General features: G+C 63.0%; 14 protein-coding genes and 1 pseudogene. 6 read left to right on the top strand and 9 right to left on the bottom strand.

Annotated elements, in window-relative coordinates; genetic code table 11:
* Positions 1 to 49: 49 nt before the first annotated feature.
* Complete coding sequence (locus tag ACSQ20_RS17025; RefSeq protein WP_436021977.1) at positions 50 to 4,072, bottom strand: DUF3683 domain-containing protein; 4,023 nt, start codon at positions 4,070 to 4,072, stop codon at positions 50 to 52.
* A gap of 426 nt (positions 4,073 to 4,498) precedes the next feature.
* Between ACSQ20_RS17025 and ilvA the strand changes: the two genes are divergently transcribed.
* Complete coding sequence (gene ilvA, locus ACSQ20_RS17030; protein WP_436021979.1) at positions 4,499 to 6,025, top strand: threonine ammonia-lyase, biosynthetic; 1,527 nt, start codon at positions 4,499 to 4,501, stop codon at positions 6,023 to 6,025.
* A gap of 19 nt (positions 6,026 to 6,044) precedes the next feature.
* Positions 6,045 to 6,869 carry an NADPH-dependent 7-cyano-7-deazaguanine reductase QueF gene (gene queF / locus ACSQ20_RS17035; RefSeq protein WP_436021981.1) on the top strand — a complete coding sequence of 275 codons (825 nt, stop codon included), beginning with the start codon at positions 6,045 to 6,047 and terminating at the stop codon, positions 6,867 to 6,869.
* A 52-nt stretch (positions 6,870 to 6,921) separates the two neighbouring features.
* Here the strand turns inward: queF and ACSQ20_RS17040 are convergent, their stop codons facing one another.
* Positions 6,922 to 8,421 (bottom strand): N-acyl-D-amino-acid deacylase family protein, encoded by a 1,500-nt coding sequence (locus ACSQ20_RS17040; RefSeq protein ID WP_436021983.1) that lies wholly within the window; start codon positions 8,419 to 8,421, stop codon positions 6,922 to 6,924.
* A gap of 173 nt (positions 8,422 to 8,594) precedes the next feature.
* On the opposite strand from ACSQ20_RS17040, the gene ACSQ20_RS17045 reads away from it, so the two are divergent.
* Positions 8,595 to 9,869, top strand: a complete 1,275-nt coding sequence (locus tag ACSQ20_RS17045) for an amino acid deaminase (RefSeq protein WP_436021985.1) — start codon at positions 8,595 to 8,597, stop codon at positions 9,867 to 9,869.
* 33 nt (positions 9,870 to 9,902) lie between these two features.
* Here the strand turns inward: ACSQ20_RS17045 and ACSQ20_RS17050 are convergent, their stop codons facing one another.
* Together ACSQ20_RS17050 and ACSQ20_RS17055 are read right to left on the bottom strand one after the other, a co-directional pair.
* Complete coding sequence (locus ACSQ20_RS17050) at positions 9,903 to 10,379, bottom strand: MarR family winged helix-turn-helix transcriptional regulator (protein WP_436021987.1); 477 nt, start codon at positions 10,377 to 10,379, stop codon at positions 9,903 to 9,905.
* Between the two features lie 27 nt (positions 10,380 to 10,406).
* Positions 10,407 to 12,011, bottom strand: coding sequence for an MDR family MFS transporter (locus ACSQ20_RS17055; RefSeq protein ID WP_436023194.1), 1,605 nt, complete (start codon positions 12,009 to 12,011; stop codon positions 10,407 to 10,409).
* A gap of 522 nt (positions 12,012 to 12,533) precedes the next feature.
* Here ACSQ20_RS17055 and ACSQ20_RS17060 point away from each other — a divergent pair.
* The 3 genes from ACSQ20_RS17060 to ACSQ20_RS17070 all read left to right on the top strand — a co-directional run bounded on the left by ACSQ20_RS17060 (position 12,534) and on the right by ACSQ20_RS17070 (position 13,931).
* Positions 12,534 to 12,749 (top strand): cold-shock protein, encoded by a 216-nt coding sequence (locus tag ACSQ20_RS17060; protein WP_436021989.1) that lies wholly within the window; start codon positions 12,534 to 12,536, stop codon positions 12,747 to 12,749.
* Between the two features lie 39 nt (positions 12,750 to 12,788).
* Entirely contained in the window at positions 12,789 to 12,950 is a 162-nt protein-coding gene (locus ACSQ20_RS17065) for a hypothetical protein (RefSeq protein WP_436021991.1), read from the top strand.
* A gap of 120 nt (positions 12,951 to 13,070) precedes the next feature.
* On the top strand, positions 13,071 to 13,931 hold the full coding sequence (locus tag ACSQ20_RS17070; protein ID WP_436021993.1) for an EcsC family protein: 861 nt from the start codon (positions 13,071 to 13,073) through the stop codon (positions 13,929 to 13,931).
* Here the strand turns inward: ACSQ20_RS17070 and ACSQ20_RS17075 are convergent.
* From ACSQ20_RS17075 to ACSQ20_RS17095, 5 genes and pseudogenes are all read right to left on the bottom strand, one after another.
* Positions 13,898 to 14,860, bottom strand: a complete 963-nt coding sequence (locus tag ACSQ20_RS17075; protein ID WP_436021995.1) for an alpha/beta hydrolase — start codon at positions 14,858 to 14,860, stop codon at positions 13,898 to 13,900. The genes ACSQ20_RS17070 and ACSQ20_RS17075 overlap by 34 nt on opposite strands.
* A gap of 34 nt (positions 14,861 to 14,894) precedes the next feature.
* Positions 14,895 to 15,329: a CHRD domain-containing protein gene (locus ACSQ20_RS17080; protein WP_436021997.1), complete on the bottom strand. Its 435-nt coding sequence runs from the start codon at positions 15,327 to 15,329 to the stop codon at positions 14,895 to 14,897.
* A gap of 150 nt (positions 15,330 to 15,479) precedes the next feature.
* A complete protein-coding gene (locus ACSQ20_RS17085; protein WP_436021999.1) occupies positions 15,480 to 15,872 on the bottom strand; it encodes a surface-adhesin E family protein in 393 nt (130 codons plus the stop codon).
* Positions 15,873 to 16,041: 169 nt separating this feature from the next.
* Positions 16,042 to 16,635, bottom strand: coding sequence for a transglycosylase SLT domain-containing protein (locus tag ACSQ20_RS17090; protein WP_436022001.1), 594 nt, complete (start codon positions 16,633 to 16,635; stop codon positions 16,042 to 16,044).
* Positions 16,636 to 16,937: 302 nt separating this feature from the next.
* Positions 16,938 to 17,147 (bottom strand): annotated as a pseudogene (locus tag ACSQ20_RS17095) (IS5/IS1182 family transposase); the annotation flags it as partial.
* Positions 17,148 to 17,511 lie beyond the last annotated feature (364 nt).

Here is a 17,511-nt window from a genome sequence, read left to right on the forward strand (position 1 = left end):
TCGTTCCTTCGCGCGTCGGCCCGAGCGCATCATCGGTCAATCGGCGCTATTAGACCAGCACGCGCTCGATCCCGCCATCGTTAGCCTGCCGCACGTAGTCGACCATCCAGTTTTCGCCCAGCACCTGCCGGGCGATTTCGACGACGATGTAATCGGCCTCGATGTCGGCGTCTTCGTTATAGCGCTTGAGGCCCTGCAGGCAAGAAGGACAGCTCGTCAGAATCTTCACGTTCGCCGCGCCTTCCATGGTCCCCATCGCACGCTCGCCCCCCGCATCGACGATCGGCAACGCGCGCAATTTCGCCGCGCCCTTTTTGATCTCCTCTTCCTTGCGAAAGCGCACCTGCGTGGCGATATCGGGACGCGAGACCGCAAACGTGCCCGATTCGCCGCAGCAACGATCGTTCTTCTCGATCTTGTAGCCGTCCTTCTCTGCGCCCATCAGTTCGTTCACGAGTTTGACCGGGTCCATCGTCTTGATCGGCGTGTGGCAAGGGTCGTGGTACATGTAGCGCGTGCCCTTCACGCCGTCGAGCTTCATGCCCTTTTCGAGCAGAAATTCGTGGATGTCGATGATCCGGCAGCCAGGGAAAATCTTCTCGAATTCGTAGCCGGCCAACTGGTCGTAGCACGTGCCGCACGACACGACTACCGTCTTGATATCGAGATAGTTCAGCGTGTTTGCCACGCGATGGAACAGCACCCGGTTATCGGTGACGATCTTCTCGGCTTTGTCGTATTGGCCCGCGCCGCGTTGCGGATATCCGCAGCACAGATACCCCGGCGGCAACACCGTCTGCACGCCGGCTTGCCATAGCATCGCCTGCGTCGCCAAGCCCACCTGCGAGAAAAGACGCTCCGAGCCGCACCCGGGGAAGTAAAAGACCGCTTCCGAATCGACGCTCGTCGTCTTCGGGTTGCGAATGATCGGCACGATCTTGTTGTCTTCGATGTCGAGCAGCGCTCGCGCCGTCTTCTTCGGCAGATCGCCCGGCATCTTCTTGTTGATGAAATGGATCACCTGTTCGACGACGGGTGCCTTGCCGGTCGTCGCCGGCGGGTGGGCCGTCTGCTTTTTGCCGAACTGCTTGAGCAGATCGCTGCCCAGGCGCTGCGCCTTGTAGCCGATGCCCATCATCGCCGTGCGTGTCAGGTTGATCGTGCGCGGGTTCGTCGCATTGAGGAAGAACATGCCCGCCGCGGTGCCCGGGTTGAACTTCTTCTTGCCCATCTTGCGCAGCAGGTTGCGCATGTTCATCGACACATCGCCGAAATCGATCTCCACCGGGCACGGTGTCACGCACTTGTGGCACACCGTGCAGTGGTCGGCAACATCGTTGAATTCGTCCCAATGCTTGATCGACACACCGCGGCGCGTTTGCTCCTCGTAGAGAAACGCTTCGATCAGCAGCGACGTCGCCAGAATCTTGTTGCGCGGGCTGTAAAGCAGGTTCGCGCGCGGCACGTGAGTCGAGCATACGGGCTTGCACTTGCCGCAGCGCAGGCAGTCTTTCACCGAATCGGCGATCGCGCCGATGTCGGACTGCTGCATGATCAGTGATTCATAGCCCATCAGGCCGAAGCTCGGCGTGTACGCATTGCGCAAGTCCGCGCCCGCCAGCAGCTTGCCCTTGTTGAAGCGCCCTTCGGGGTCGATGCGCTCCTTATAGGCGCGAAACTCCGCGATTTCGTCGTCGGCCACAAACTCGAGCTTGGTGATGCCGATACCATGTTCGCCCGAAATCACACCGTCGAGCGAGCGGGCCAGCTTCATGATCCGTTCCACCGCCGCGTGCGCATCCTGCAGCATCGCGTAGTTATCGGAGTTCACCGGAATGTTGGTGTGAACATTGCCGTCGCCGGCGTGCATGTGCAGCGCGACGAACACGCGGCCTCGCAGCACCTGCTTGTGGACGGCCTGCGCCTCGTCGAGAATCGGCTTGAACTCGCCGCCGTTGAAAATCTGCCGCAGTTCGGCGCGAATTTCCTGCTTCCACGACACACGCACCGTGCGGTCCTGTGCCACGTGAAAGACGGCGGTGTCGGGCTGTGCGTCCACGCGGTCCGCGAATTTCTCCGCCAGTGCCTCGTAGCCAAGCTGCACCAGCGTGTGCTGCGCCTCGTGCAACGGCATATCGAGGTGATCGCGCAGGAACATCCAGCGCGTGCGAACGCGCGCCAGCAGTTCGAGCGCCTGCTGCACACGGTCTTCGAGCAACTCCGCGCTTGGAATTTCGTTCGCGTCGTCGGTCTTGCCGAGCGGCAGCTTGCCGCCCTTGAAAAAGGCCTCGAGCGCGTCAACGAGCTGCAGCTTGTTCTTGATCGACAACTCGATGTTGATGCGCTCGATGCCGTCGGTGTATTCGCCCATGCGGTCGAGCGGAATCACCACGTCTTCGTTGATCTTGAACGCGTTCGTGTGTTTCGCGATGGCGGCGGTGCGGCTGCGATCGAGCCAAAAACGCTTGCGCGCCTCGGCGCTGATCGCGACAAACCCCTCGCCGCTTTTGCCGTTGGCCATACGCACGACTTCCGAGGTGGCGGATGCCACCGCGTCGGCATCGTCGCCGACGATGTCGCCGATCAGCACCATCTTCGGAAACGCGTTGCGCTTCGATTTCGTGGCGTAGCCTACCGCGCGCAAATAGCGCTCGTCGAGATGCTCGAGACCGGCGAGAATCGCGCCGCCGTGTTTGGCCGTCTCGAACAGATAGTTCTTGATCTCGACGATGCTCGGGATGGCTTCGCGCGCCTGTCCGAAGAATTCGAGGCATACCGTACGCGTGTGCGCCGGCATCTTATGCAGCACCCAGCGCGCCGACGTGATCAGGCCGTCGCAGCCTTCTTTTTGCACGCCCGGCAAGCCGGACAGAAATTTGTCGGTAACGTCCTTGCCGAGCCCTTCCTTGCGAAAACGCCGGCCTTCGATTGCCAGTGTTTCCGTGCGCAAGAGCCGTTCGCCGGGCGCATGTTCGCCGTCGAACCACTTGAGTTCGAACCGGGCCATGTCGGCGTCGTGGATTTTGCCGAGGTTGTGGCCAAGGCGCGTTACCTCGAGCCAGTCGCCTTGCGGATCGACCATGCGCCACCAGGCGAGATTATCGAGCGCCGTGCCCCACAGCACGGCCTTCTTGCCGCCGGCATTCATCGCGATGTTGCCGCCGATGCACGAGGCATCGAGCGAGGTCGGATCAACGGCGAAGACGTAGCCGGCCGCTTCGGCCGCCTCGGTCACACGCCGCGTGACGACGCCCGCGCCGGAAAAGATCGTCGGCACCTTGCGGGCCAGACCGGCCAATTCGGTCAGCTCGACTGCGCCGAGTTGCTCGAGCTTCTCCGTGTTGATGACGGCGGAAAACGGCGTGAGCGGCACCGCGCCGCCCGTGTAGCCCGTACCGCCGCCGCGCGGAATGATCGTCAGACCCAGTTCGAAGCACGCCTTCACGAGGCGCGCGATTTCGGCTTCGGTGTCGGGCGTCAGTACGACGAACGGATACTCGACGCGCCAGTCCGTCGCGTCAGTCACGTGCGACACGCGCGACAGGCCATCGAAACGAATGTTGTCCTTTTGCGTGCAGCGGCCCAGCACCTTGAGCGCACGGCGCCGCAGATCGCCCATGGTCGCGAATTCACCGGCGAACGCATCGACAGCACGGCGCGCCGCGCTCACGAGCGTTTCGACCCGCGCAGCGCGCCCCAGGCCCGCGTCATCGTCATGTTCGACGAGATCGGCGCGACGGCGCTTCTCGATCTCGTTCAGGCGGTGATTCAGCGCCTCGATCAGCAGTGCGCGACGCTTCGGATTGTCGAGCAGGTCGTCTTGCAGGTACGGATTGCGGCGCACGACCCAAATGTCGCCGAGCACTTCGTAGAGCATGCGCGCCGAGCGGCCGGTGCGGCGCTCGTTGCGCAGTTCGTCGAGCACGGACCAGGCGGCGTCGCCGAGCAGCCGGATGACGATTTCGCGGTCGGAAAACGAAGTGTAGTTGTACGGAATCTCGCGCAGGCGCGGCTCGGGTTCGGCGGCCAAGGCGGCGGGGCCGTGTGGATCGAATGCAAGTGGTGCGTTCATGGTCGGACGGATCGATGGGCCGGCTCGCGCTTGCCGGCTTGTTATCGGCGGCGCTCGCGGCGATGCGCCTCACGCGCAATTTGGAAACGGGGCTTAGGAAGCGACGGGCCGTCGCATGGCATGGCGCTAAGCGAGCCTTCGCGGTCAGAGGCTCATGCGGATGGACACGATCGCGCGTGACGAGCGTGCCGCTCAGCCGCGGGGTGGATTTCTCGCGGTGCGGGTACCAAACGTACCAATCGGGCGGTCCGAGGTTGCCTGCGCATTTCCGGTCCTGGTCTCAAAATCGGATTCTACCGCATCGGCCAAACGGGCGTTGGAGGCCGGATGGACGTCGTCGGACGAAAAACGCCCCAACTTGGCGCTATCATTGACCTTTTCCGCATCGGCCCCGCGCCCGCCAAGCGCCCTTTCGCGCATCACCTCATGCCCTCCTCCCACGACTATCTCAAAAAAATCCTGACGGCGCGCGTCTACGACGTTGCGCACGAAACGGAGCTCGAGCCCGCACGCAATCTGTCGGCGCGCATCGCCAACCGTGTCTATTTGAAGCGCGAAGACAACCAGCCCGTCTTCTCGTTCAAGCTGCGCGGCGCCTATAACAAGATGATTCACATTCCGGCCGACTCGCTCTCGCGCGGCGTCATTACCGCGTCCGCGGGCAATCATGCGCAGGGCGTCGCCTATTCGGCGGCACGTCTTGGGGTCAAGGCAGTCATCGTCGTGCCGGTGACCACGCCGCAGGTCAAGGTCGACGCCGTGCGCGCCCATGGCGGGCCGACGGTCGAGGTCGTGCAGATCGGCGAATCGTATAGCGACGCCTATGCGCATGCGCTCGAACTGCAAGAGGCGCGCGGCCTGACCTTCGTGCATCCGTTCGATGATCCGTACGTCATTGCGGGTCAAGGCACGGTCGCGATGGAAATTCTCAGCCAGCATCAGGCGCCGATCCATGCGATCTTCGTGCCGATCGGCGGGGGCGGGCTTGCTTCCGGTGTCGCCGCCTACGTCAAGGCCGTGCGCCCCGAGATCAAGGTGATCGGCGTGCAGACCGACGATTCATGCGCGATGGCCAAGTCGATCGAAGCCGGAGAACGCGTCACGCTGGCCGACGTGGGGCTTTTCTCGGATGGCACGGCCGTCAAGTTCGTCGGCAGCGAAACGTTCGCGCTGTGCCGCGAATACCTCGACGACGTGCTGATCGTGAATACCGACGCGCTGTGCGCGGCCATCAAGGACGTCTTTCAGGACACTCGCAGCCTGCTGGAACCGGCCGGCGCGCTCGCGGTGGCGGGGGCAAAGTTATACGCCGAGCGCACGGGCGTCGAAAACGAAACGCTCGTGGCCATCACGTCGGGCGCGAACATGAACTTCGACCGCATGCGCTTCGTCGCCGAGCGAGCCGAAGTCGGCGAAGCGCGCGAGGCCGTGTTCGCGGTGACCATTCCGGAGGAACGCGGCAGCTTCAAGCGCTTTTGCGAGCTGGTCGGCGCGCGCAATGTCACCGAGTTCAACTACCGCATTGCCGACGCGGCGGCGGCGCACATCTTTTTCGGCGTGCAAATCCGCAGCCGCGACGAATCGGCGGCCATCGCGCAGGCGTTCGAACGCCATGGCTTTGCCACCGTCGACCTGACGGGCGACGAGCTCGCGAAACAGCACATCCGCTATATGGTGGGCGGCCGCTCGCCGCTTGCACACGACGAACGCATCTTCCGCTTCGAGTTCCCCGAGCGGCCCGGCGCGCTGATGAGGTTTCTGTCGTCCATGGCGCCGGACTGGAATATCAGCCTGTTTCACTATCGGAACCAGGGCGCGGACTACAGTTCGATTCTGGTCGGCATCCAAGTGCCCGTTGCCGATAACGCGACGTTCGAACGTTTTCTCTCGACGCTCGGCTATCCGTATTGGGACGAGAGCCGCAACCCGGTCTACCCGCTCTTTCTCGCTTGAGGACGCCGCGAATTCCGCCATGACGCCTGAACAATCCCCGCTCGGCAAGCCTGCCGCTTACATCGAGCACTATGAACCAGCGCTGCTCTTTCCGATCGCCCGCAATAATGCACGCGAGACGATCGGCATCGGCGCGCAACTGCCGTTCTTCGGCACCGATATCTGGAATGCCTACGAGCTCTCGTGGTTGAACCCGCGCGGCAAGCCGCAAGTGGCCATCGCCACGTTTTTCGTGCCGGCCGACTCGCCGAACATCGTCGAGTCAAAGTCGTTCAAGCTTTATCTCGGCTCGTTCGCGCAAACGCCGATCGAATCAGCCGACGCCGTGCGGGATATGCTCAAGCGCGACATCTCGGCCGCCTGCGGCGCGAGCGTGTCGGTGAAGCTCGCGACGCCGGCCGAATTTCACGTGCTCGAATTCGACGAACTGGACGGGCTGTCGCTTGACCGGCTCGATCTCGACGCCGAGGTCTATCACCCCGACCCCGAACTGCTGACGGCCGCGCAGCAGGAAGCGCCCGTCGAGGAGACACTGGTTTCCAATCTGCTGAAGTCGAATTGCCCGGTGACGGGCCAGCCGGACTGGGGCAGCGTGCAGATTCACTATGTCGGTCCGCAGATCGATCACGCTGGCCTGTTGCGCTACATCATCTCGTATCGCAATCACACCGGGTTTCACGAGCAGTGCGTCGAGAGGATTTTTGTCGATATCATGCGCGAATGCCGCCCGGTCAAGCTCGCCGTCTATGCGCGCTACACGCGCCGCGGCGGGCTCGACATCAATCCGTTTCGAACGAACTTCAATCTGCCGATGCCCGATAACGCGCGCACGGCACGTCAGTAGCGGATAGCGGATAGCGGGGGTAACCGGGGAACGGGCCGACGCCCGTGCCCGGTCAGAACGCGTGCGGCGCGCCGCCTGCCGCAATGGGCGAGCTCGGCCCGCCTCGCTCGCGCGCGACGAACCGGCCGGCTCGACGGCCCGTCGACGCACCATCGCGATACGACAGCACACCGTTGACCCAGACGGCGTCGATGCCGTCTGCCGCTTGCTGCGGGCGCTCGAACGTGGCTGCATCCCGCACGCGCTGCGGATCGAACAGCACGAGGTCCGCGTGGTACCCGCGATGCACTTCGCCCCGCCCGTAAAGCCCGAAGCGCCGTGCCGACAGGCTGGTCATCTTGCGGATCGCCTCTTCGAGCGGCAGCAGCTGCACATCGCGCGTGTAATGTCCCAACACGCGGGCGAAGGCGCCCCAGAGCCGCGGATGCGGCAACGGATCGTTCGGCAACCCGTCGGAGCCGATCATCGTCGCCGGGTGAGCAAGGATGCGGCGCACGTCTTCCTCTGACATGTTGTGGTAAATGACGCCCGCCGGCAGCAGCCGCTGCGCCGCCTCGCGCTGGCTCACGCCCCACTCGGCCGCAATGGCCGAGATGCACTTGCCGGCCTGCTCAGGGTGCGGCGTCGACCACGTGACGGTAATCTCGATGTCGCCCGTGACCTGCTTGAGATCGAGCGTCGACGAACTGCGGTCGTATGGATAACAATCGCAGCCGAGCGGCTGCAACTGCCGTGCATGCTCCAACGCGGCCAGCACTTCCGTGCTGCGGCCCCAATTGTTGACGCCGGCGCATTTCAGATGGGAAACGACGACCGGCACGTGCGCATGGCGGCCGATGCGACAGGCTTCGTCGAATGCTTCGAGGATGGCATCGAATTCGCTGCGCATATGGGTCGTATAAAGCGCGCCCGCTGCCGCGAGCGGCTCGGCCAGCGCCATCACCTCTTCGGTCGGCGCGGCATAGGCCGATGCATAGGCGAGCCCCGAACTGAGACCCAGCGCGCCATGCGTGAGCGCTTCTTCGAGTTGCGCGCGCATCGCGTCGAGCTCGGCCGGCGTGGCGGCGCGGTCGAGCCGGTCCATGTGGTTGTTGCGCAGCGCCGTATGGCCAACCAGCGCCGCGACGTTGACGGCCGGCTGCGCCGCATTGACGGCCTCGACGTACGCCGCAAAAGTAGGATAGCGAAAGGCGTCGCGCTCGCCGAGCAAGTTCATCGGATCGGGCGGCTCGCCCGCGAGCGTGACGGGCGACGCGCTGATGCCGCAGTTGCCGACGATGACCGTCGTCACCCCCTGCGTGAGCTTCGGCAGCATCTGCGGGGAACGGACGACATGCGTGTCGTCGTGCGTGTGGACGTCGATGAAGCCGGGCGCCAGCGCGCGTCCATCGGCCTCGATCAGGTCTTCCGCGATCCAGTTCGAAAGGTTGCCGATTGCGGCGATTCTGCCGTCGCGCAACGCGACGTCGCGTTCGACAGGCGGCGCGCCGGTGCCGTCATAAAGCATCGCACCGGCAATCAAGGTATCGGCAGCTTCGGGATGGGAATGCATATGACCTCTCCTGTCGGTCGGCGCTAAACAAACGCCGCGAACACCGCAGCGCGCTTCGCCATCGATCGTACCCGTACGTTTTGCGCGATGCACGCGAAGTCAATTTTCCGCTGGCGCAAGCGCGCGCGCCTTCGTACCATCGTGGGCGGGCCGCCTCCCTTTTCAGGATCGCCATGAAAGTCATCTACCAGACCGCCACCATCGACCCGTACGGCAAGGGTCTCGGCACTGTGCCGAGCGCCAGCGTGCCGCTCGCCGAGGCCGCCAATCTCGAGTGGAACCTGCTTGCCGAGGACGTCAGCCTGCCGGCTGCCGTGCTGTACGCCGAGCGAATCGAGCACAACCTGATGTGGATGCAGCGCTTTGTGAACGAATATGGCGTGAAACTGGCACCGCACGGCAAGACGACGATGGCGCCGCAGCTCTTTCGCCGGCAGATACAAGCGGGCGCATGGGGCATCACGCTCGCGACGGCCCACCAGACGCGCGCCGCCTATGCGGGCGGCATTCAGCGCGTGCTGATGGCGAACCAGCTCGTCGGGCGCCGCAACATGGCGATCGTCGCCGAGTTGCTGAGCGACCCCGATTTCGAATTCTTCTGCCTCGTCGATTCGGTCGACGGCGTGGCGCAACTCGGCACGTTCTTTCGATCGGTGCACAAGCCGCTGCAAGTCTTGCTCGAACTCGGCGTACCGGGCGGACGCACCGGCGTGCGCGACGATGCCGAACGCGACGCGGTGCTTGCGGCCATCGCGCAGTATCCCGGCACGCTGCAGCTCGCCGGCATCGAGCTGTACGAGGGGATTCTCGCGGACGAGCCGGACGTGCGCGCGTTCTTGCGCCGCGCCGTCGAAACCACGCGCGCCCTCACCGCGCAGCGACGCTTCGCGCGCACGCCGGCGATCCTGTCCGGGGCGGGCTCCGCCTGGTACGACGTCGTGGCCGAGGAATTCGCGCATGAATCGAGAACCGGCAGCATCGAGGTCGTGCTGCGTCCGGGCTGCTATTTGACGCATGACGTCGGTATCTACAAGAAGGCTCAGGCCGGCGTGCTTGCCCGCAATCCGATCGCACGAAAAATGGGCGAAGCACTGCTGCCGGCGCTACAGCTCTGGGCTTACGTGCAATCGATTCCCGAGCCGGACCGGGCGATCGTCGGCTTCGGCAAGCGCGACGCCGCCTTCGATGCCGGGATGCCCGTGCCCGCGCGGCACTATCGCCCCGGCGCGCCAGCGCCACGCGATATCGCTGCCGACGAAGGCTGGGAAGTCACAGGCATGATGGATCAGCACGCGTATTTGCGGATTCGGCCAGGCGCCGATCTGAAAGTGGGCGACATGCTCTCGTTCGACATCTCGCATCCTTGCCTCACGTTCGACAAATGGCGGCAGGTGCTCGTGGTGGACGCCGATTACCGCGTCATCGAAGTCGTCGAGACCTGGTTCTAAGCGCGTGGCAGGCGCGCTGCGAGTGTCAATGTGTCAGCGCGCGTCGTTCTCGCCGATCAGCGGCATATCGAGCCCGCCCGCTTGCGCGACATCGCCGATGCGCGCCTCGAGCCGGCCAAGTGCGGCTGACAAAGCCGTCAACGCGTCGTCGGGCAGCGAGCCCATCGTCTCACGCAAGAACGCATTGCGCCGCGGCAGGCTTTCCTCCACGACGCCCGCGCCGGCAGCCGTCAGCGCGACATTGGTGATGCGATTGTCGCGCGCGTCGGTGCTTCGCACGATCCAGCCGAACGCTTCGAGCGCCTTCAACTGCCGCGTGAGCGCGCCCGGGTCGATGCGCAGATGTTCGACAAGCCGCTTTTGCGACCATTCGCCGGGCGGTGCGCACAGCGCGCGCAAAATGCGCCAACGCGGCATCGGATGGCCGACGTGTGCCTCAAACGCGGACATGAACGCCCGGTAGGTCCGGCCAAACTGCTGGACGATCGCAACGTAATCGTGTTCTTCCATCGCACCCATGCCTCGATTTAGGCCCTACTACGGCGCGCGCGCCGGGGTAGACGCCGGCTCAGCCGCCCGCGTGATCTGCACCTGCGGCACGCGCCGGCATTGCCAGATCGAAAACACCGCCACGGCCATCGCCACGGCAATGCCCATATGAATGGCGCCCACGAGCGCCTCGCGCGCCGCCTCGATCAGCGATGCACCGTCGAAACCCGCCTGCGCGAGCTGCCGCACGAGCGCGCGCTGCGCATCGAGGTTCACGAGAATCTGCGGATCGCGCATCGGCTCGAGCCAAGATACCGCTCCGGCCGAGCGCAGCGCGTGCTGCACGCCGTGCGCATACATGCGGGTGATCAGCGTGCCCGTGAGCGCGGTGCCGACCATGCCGCCGATCATCCGCAACGATTGCAGCAGCGCCGTCGCGATACCGAGGTGCTCGCGGCCCGCCGTCTGTTGAGCGAAGACGGTCAGATTCGGCAACACGAAACCGAGCCCGAGTCCGCCGGACATCATGAACATCATCAAGAGCCCGCGCGGCATCGAGCGCGTCGCGAGAACGGCGCCAAAGCATGCCACGGCCATCAGCACGAACCCGACGTAAAGCATCGCGTTCGGATTGCGAACGCGGGTAACGATGCGACCATTCACAATACTGCCGACGGTGATGAACACGACCAGCGGCGTGACGATCAGACCAGCGTCGCGCGGCGAAAGCCCGAAGCCGCCTTGCAGCAGCAATGGCGCATAAAAGAGCAGCGAGAACATGGTGAAGCCGCCCAGCACCGACAGCGCAAAAAGCGCGGCGAGACTGCGATTGCGGAACATGTCGAGCGGCAGCACCGGCTGCGCCGTGGTCCGCTCCCATTTCAGCAATGCCGCTGCGCTCGCGATACTGACGACCAGCAGCGCAGCGACGGTTGGCGTCAACCCGTCATGCGCGACCCATTCGACGAAAAGCTGCAGGGCACTGAGCGCGAGCGCGATCAGCAATGCGCCGACCCAATCCAGCTTCACGCGTCCTTGATGCATGACATGACGAATGTGCGGCAAATAGCGCCAAACGAATACGAGCGAAAGCAGACCGACAGGGAGATTGACGTAGAACGCCCATCGCCACCCGCAGTATTGAGTCAGAAACCCACCGAGCGACGGACCGATCGCGTTTGCAATGCCGAACGCCGAACTCATCATGACCTGCCATCGCAGGCGCACGACCGAATCGGGAAAGAGATCGGCAATGCAGGCAAAGGCGGTTCCAACCAGCATACCCCCGCCGATGCCCTGCAGCCCGCGGGCCAGCACCAGAAAAAGCATGCTGTGCGCGGCGCCGCACAGCGCCGAGGCGCCCGTGAAAAGCGCGATCGAAACGATGACGAAGGGCTTGCGCCCGTAGTAGTCGCCGAGCCGGCCGAAGATCGGCACGGTGATGACGGACGTCAGCAAATAAGACGTCGCCACCCATGCGTAGAGTTCAAAGCCCTTCAATTCGGCGACGATGGTCGGCAAAGCGGTGCCGACGACCGTTTGATCGAGCGCGACCAGCATCGTCACGAAAGACACGCCGAGCATCGCGAGCAGCGACTCACGGAACGGCAGCACCTGCCCTCTCGAATGATGGGCTGCAGTATGGACCATTATCTTTTGTCGACGCAATCGTTGACCAATCAAATATCTCGAAATGATAGCATGACTGATTCCGACTTTGTCGGTGGTGACGGCGGACTATGAGCCTGCCTGGATATACAGGCGCCACGCCACATGACTGAATCCAGCCGTCTACCCTGGCAACGCAACCGGCGAAGTTATCGCCGCGCGTCAGCAATGGCCCTTCGTTCCCGATGCGACACTTGCGCAGCGATTTGCGCCAAGTGAGATCGTGACAGGATCCCTTCCTGGCGCTGTCACGTTGCCAGCCGCTTCTCGAGTTTGCTGATCTCACTATCGAGCATCGATCTATCCGCGCACCAATGCCCCGGATCGGGCGCGCAAATTCGCGCCTACGTCCAGGTTTTCGGCAACATCCCGAAGCGAATGCGCGGCTTAAAGGCGACTAGAATAACGGCGTCGCGCCTCTCGAAGTCGGGTTATGCGAAACGACGGCTTTGCCCCATCCTGGGCAGCACAGCGCGGCTGAAAACATTGTTCTTGGAGATACACCCTATGTCTAATCGACAGACCGGCACCGTAAAGTGGTTCAACGATGAGAAAGGCTTCGGTTTCATCACGCCTCAAGGTGGCGGTGACGACCTGTTCGTCCACTTCAAGGCCATTGAAAGCGAAGGTTTCAAAAGCCTGAAGGAAGGCCAGACGGTTTCCTTCGTGGCTGAGAAAGGCCAGAAGGGCATGCAGGCGGCACAGGTTCGCGTGGAGGCGTAGTGGCTGAATCTGAAAAGGGGCGATGCGAGTGATCTAGCCATGGTTCGTAACACCGATGGGCATTCGGCATCGGTCAAGGCGCGCGAGCGCGAGCAGTATGAGCGGGCTGGCGCTGCAGCCTCAGGCGGTAGCGCCGGCGGCTCCGGCTGCGCGTTCTCCATGGTCACGAAACCCGCTAGCGGTATGCGCGAAATTCGCTAGCGTCCGCTATGGCGCCAATGCTATCGCGCGAACGACCGGCGGGCGTTCCATTCGGACAGGGTTGTTCGGCGCTCGCGGATATACGAGAAAGAGTATCTGCGATGTCCTGGTATTCGGACTATGAAACCGATCTCATCCATCGCTTGCGTGCTTGGCAGCGATGAACTCGCCGCGCTTGCGCGCGCGAAGCGGGCGCTCGAGACGCGACCGCTTGCGATGAAGCTGGCAAGTGCGGTCGGCGCACCCATCGAGCGGCTCATGGAGCGGCTGCCCGCTGTCGCGCATGACACGATTGCGTCGGCCACCCGCGTTGCATTGGACAAATGTCTGCAGGCGGCGCTTGCCAGCGTGAGCGCCTCGCCGGGCGAGCCCGAGCGCAAATCGCGCGACATCTGGCACAAACTGGCGGTCGCCACGACCGGCGCAGCCGGCGGTGCGTTCGGGCTGATTGCGCTGCCCGCCGAATTGCCCGTCACCACGACGCTGATGTTCCGATCGATTTGCGACATCGCCCGCAGCGAAGGCGAAGACCTGCGTGCGGCCGAGACGCGGCTCGAGTGCTTGTCGGTGTTCGGCTTAGGTGGCCTAAGTGGCCCGGGCGGCTTGGGTCACGCCGCCGCACGCGCCGATGAGGACGCCGATTTCGGCTACTTCGTCGCACGCGGGGCGTTGGCACAAGCGGTGTCGAAGGCATCGTCCGAACTCGCCTCGAAAAGCGTCGCGTCGCATAGCGCACCCGCGTTGCTAAGGCTGATCAATACGATCGCCGCCCGGTTTTCGGTGCAGGTTAGCGAACAGGTCGCCGCCAAGTCGATTCCGGCCATCGGGGCGGTGCTCGGCGTGCTCGTCAACACCGCCTTTATCGATCATTTTCAGCAGACGGCACACGGGCATTTCACGGTGCGCAGGCTTGAGCGGCGCTACGGCACGGAGCCTGTCGAGGCCGCCTATCGGGCGATCGATCTAGCATCGGTAACGTGAGGGCGCCGCGCTTTCGCGTGACGCTTGGCGAACGCAGCCGCCCCATCGAGCGCACGCGTCGCCTCCGGCACGAAAGGGGCGAACAGCTGCCAGACATGCGGCATCCTCGCCCACACTTCGAATTGCACGTCCCCCTGCGCGGCGCGAGTGCGCTCGGCGACCCGCCGCGCGTCATCGAGCAGCACTTCGGTGCTGCCCGCCTGAATCAGAAGCGGCGGCAATCCGCCTAAATCGGCATAGAGCGGCGACACGTACGGATGAGTCGGGCTCGTCGCGCCGAGATAGAACTTGGCCGCGCGCGCAATGGCCGCGCCGCGGAACATTGGGTCGGCACCGTCGTTGCTTGCCAGCGTGGCGCCCGTCGCCGCAAGATCCGTCCAGGGCGAGAACAGCAGCGCGGCGGCCGGCAGCGGCTCGCCGCTGTCGCGCAATGCGACGAGCAGCGCGAGCGCGAGCCCGCCGCCGGCCGAATCGCCTGCGACGATGATCGAATCGGCTGGCGTGCCATCAGCAAGCAATTGACGATAAGCCGCTCGCGCGTCGTCGAGCGCCGCCGGAAACGGATGCTCTGGTGCGAGCCGATAATCGAGCGAGAACGTGCGGGCGCCGATGTGCGCCGTCAATGGAAATACCAGCGAGCGATGCGATTTCGGCGAACAAAAGTAATAGCCGCCGCCGTGCAGATAAAGCACCGTGATCAGCGGCGCACCGCTCGCAACGTCGGCAATCGGCTCTAGCCATTCGCCGCGAAGCGGTGCGTCTTCACATCGATAGCGTTCGCCGAGGCGCCAGCCCGCCGGCACTTTGGGCGACCATGCACGGCCCGCCGCACGCAGGCGCGCACGCTCCACTTCGACATGCGGTTTTTCCGTTTCGGGCCGAAATGTCCGCTTGAGAATCCAGCAGGCGACGGCGCTTTGCCAGCTCATTGCGGCACACGCTCAGCGTGGGATCAACAGACCGTCAATGCGCCGGCTTCAGTTGACCGCGAATTTCGCCGCCCTTGTATTTTGCGGTATGCACGTTGAAGTACCACTGGCCTGCTTCTATGTCAGCGATCTGCGCCTTGGTGACCGGCGCCTCACCCGTAACCTGGCCACTGGGCTCGGCCGGCACCTGGGCGGGCACCTGGACGCCCGCGTTCACGCCAACGGCGGCCGGGCCATGGAAGTGAGCAGCCGTGGCCGGCCCCGTCAGCCCTTCATATTTCACCGTCCATTTGAGCATCTTGGTGGAGGGGTCGAACGTCGCCTGCACGGTACCGCTTCCCTTGCTCGTCGTAGGTGGCACCTCGCTCGAGGGCTGGAGGTTCGCATTGAACTCGACTTGGGCGAACGCAGCGCCCGTTGCCACAGACCATAGCAGCACGGCAACATTCAGTTTCCGAATCATTTGCATCGTGTTCTCCTGTCCGGTTGATGTCGTTTGGCATAAGTACCCCGGGCACCCGCCAGGCGACCGTCCACATACTAGAACATGCCCATCAATCGTGCGCGGGAGCAGTCAATCGTCATCACTCCTAACCGTTCGCCCACCTAACTGTTAGTGCTAGCAGACCTTACGAAACATCAGGTCGACCACCGTCCCTGGCCCAATCGCCGACCATTTCGGGGCGGCCGGCTGCAGTCTGCCGGCCGGCTCTCCGTCGGCGGTCTCGTAACGGGTATCGACAGCCCGCCACTGCTTGTGAGAGCAATCGATCTGATAGCGGGTGAGAGAAACAGACACCGGCTTCGCAACGCCGGACAGCATGGCAGGCGCTTTCCAGGTGGTCTTTGCGATGTATTCCACGTAGCCTTCAGAGCCCGTTACGACGCTGTCGGTATCGACCGCATAGGAGAGGTCGCGCGCGCTGGAGAGAAAGGTCCATTGTGTCGCTTCGGCATAGGCCATCGCCGTAAGCGGCATCGAGCAAATCAATAGTCGGCGGAGCAATTTCACGGCACGTTCCTAATGATTGAAATTGGCCCGGCCATCTCGATTCGCTTTATCAATTTTCTTTGCCGATGCATAACGAGTCTAACAGAGCTATCAACTTCGGCGCGCAGCGATATAGCAAATTCATTTGGCATGAGAATGAAGCAATGGTGACGAAACGCGGTCGGAACGATCAACGGGCGCCGCTCGCTGCGCTAGCGGTGCCTGTGTCGCTCGCTGCCGCGTTCAATTCGAAATCGCGTGCATGCACACTGACTTTGCGGGCATAGGCCGTCGATCCGCCGTAAGCGCGCAGCGCCGTCGTGACATCGCCTTGCGCCGATTCAATATAGCCGTGCAGGATTGCCGAGCCTGCTTCGATGTTGGCAGCCGGTTGCGTGAGATCGACGTTCGTCACGAGCCGTCGATGCGCGGCTGGCACCACCTGCATCAGCCCGGTCGCGCCGTGCGCACCGCGCGCGTTCTCCTTGAATCGCGATTCGATCGAGATAATCGATAGCACGAGCGCGGGCGGCAACGAGTATTTCGACGCCGACGCCATCACGGCCTCAGCGATCTGCTCCGCCTTCGCGCGAGCAAGACCAAACCTGCGCACTAGCAATGCCGAAACCCGATGCATACGTGCCGCCGGCTCGCTCGCTGCAAGCGGCACCGACGATGCGGATGTCGATGAAGCGGACGCATCGCGGATGGGTTCGGCCTCATCAGCCATCGCATGCGTGACGAGTCCAAACGACACCAGCAGTGCAAACAGGATTCGGCGCATGGAGCGAAATACGATTGACAGTGCCGCATTATAGCGGCGCCATTAATGGCCGCTGTAGTGAGGACAACGAACTATCATCGTAAATTGTTATGTAGTCATTTACTCGAACTTAACAGTTCGTCGACCAATGCAACAAAATGCGATCCGAATGAAACGCGAATGAGACTTGGCCAACAAGGGAAGACGCGCTAGTCAATCGAGCGTTCGATTCGAGCGTGACCACCGCACGTGGGAATAACTACATCGCAGCGCGCTGTTTAACGCTAAGGAACGCACGGTGGATGATCGAATCGGCTCGTTGTTCTTCTTTTCTGGTGCATCTCCGGGGCGCGGCTCTTATCAGCGTTCTTGGTCGACGGCGGCGCTTCGATGATCGTCGCGTCAAGCAGCGTGCCTTTGTTCTCCTTCAGTTCGCGCTTACATAGCGAGATGCCGACCTCATCGAACAACTTTCGCTTTCGCGTCAGGTCCTGCTCGAGCCGCAGGCGACGGAACATCAACAGCGTGGTCGCGGCCAATTGCGGGGGCTCGACTTGACAGCCGCTCTTGAACACATGGAAATAGATCTTGATTTCCGATCTCGCCCGATTCAATTGATCAGATCGACAGCGTGCTCTGAGGTCCCGACGGCACGATTAGTCCGCCATTCGATCGACTTGACCCCAGCGGGCGCTCCAACTTCATATGCAACTACGCAGTGAATTTTGAGCTTGCCCTGTCGGCCGTCCGCGATCTAGACCTCGCGCGCCCACAATTGCTGGCACACCGTACAGCTCTTCTGACTCTCACTGGAGCCGATCACGAAGGTGATAATGCTTTCCCAAATGACGTCCGTATTGCGCAAAAAAAGTAGTGCGCACGAGTCTAGCCCCGCTC

This window comes from Trinickia sp. LjRoot230, assembly GCF_964253315.1.
Classification (GTDB): Bacteria; Pseudomonadota; Gammaproteobacteria; order Burkholderiales; family Burkholderiaceae; genus Trinickia.

Coding starts and splice junctions, on each gene's coding strand:
- ACSQ20_RS17025 (WP_436021977.1), bottom strand. CDS start 4,072: ATGAACGCACCACTTGCATTCGATCCACACGGCCCCGCCGCCTTGGCC.
- ilvA (WP_436021979.1), top strand. CDS start 4,499: ATGCCCTCCTCCCACGACTATCTCAAAAAAATCCTGACGGCGCGCGTC.
- queF (WP_436021981.1), top strand. CDS start 6,045: ATGACGCCTGAACAATCCCCGCTCGGCAAGCCTGCCGCTTACATCGAG.
- ACSQ20_RS17040 (WP_436021983.1), bottom strand. CDS start 8,421: ATGCATTCCCATCCCGAAGCTGCCGATACCTTGATTGCCGGTGCGATG.
- ACSQ20_RS17045 (WP_436021985.1), top strand. CDS start 8,595: ATGAAAGTCATCTACCAGACCGCCACCATCGACCCGTACGGCAAGGGT.
- ACSQ20_RS17050 (WP_436021987.1), bottom strand. CDS start 10,379: ATGGAAGAACACGATTACGTTGCGATCGTCCAGCAGTTTGGCCGGACC.
- ACSQ20_RS17060 (WP_436021989.1), top strand. CDS start 12,534: ATGTCTAATCGACAGACCGGCACCGTAAAGTGGTTCAACGATGAGAAA.
- ACSQ20_RS17065 (WP_436021991.1), top strand. CDS start 12,789: ATGGTTCGTAACACCGATGGGCATTCGGCATCGGTCAAGGCGCGCGAG.
- ACSQ20_RS17070 (WP_436021993.1), top strand. CDS start 13,071: ATGAAACCGATCTCATCCATCGCTTGCGTGCTTGGCAGCGATGAACTC.
- ACSQ20_RS17075 (WP_436021995.1), bottom strand. CDS start 14,860: ATGAGCTGGCAAAGCGCCGTCGCCTGCTGGATTCTCAAGCGGACATTT.
- ACSQ20_RS17080 (WP_436021997.1), bottom strand. CDS start 15,329: ATGCAAATGATTCGGAAACTGAATGTTGCCGTGCTGCTATGGTCTGTG.
- ACSQ20_RS17090 (WP_436022001.1), bottom strand. CDS start 16,635: ATGCGCCGAATCCTGTTTGCACTGCTGGTGTCGTTTGGACTCGTCACG.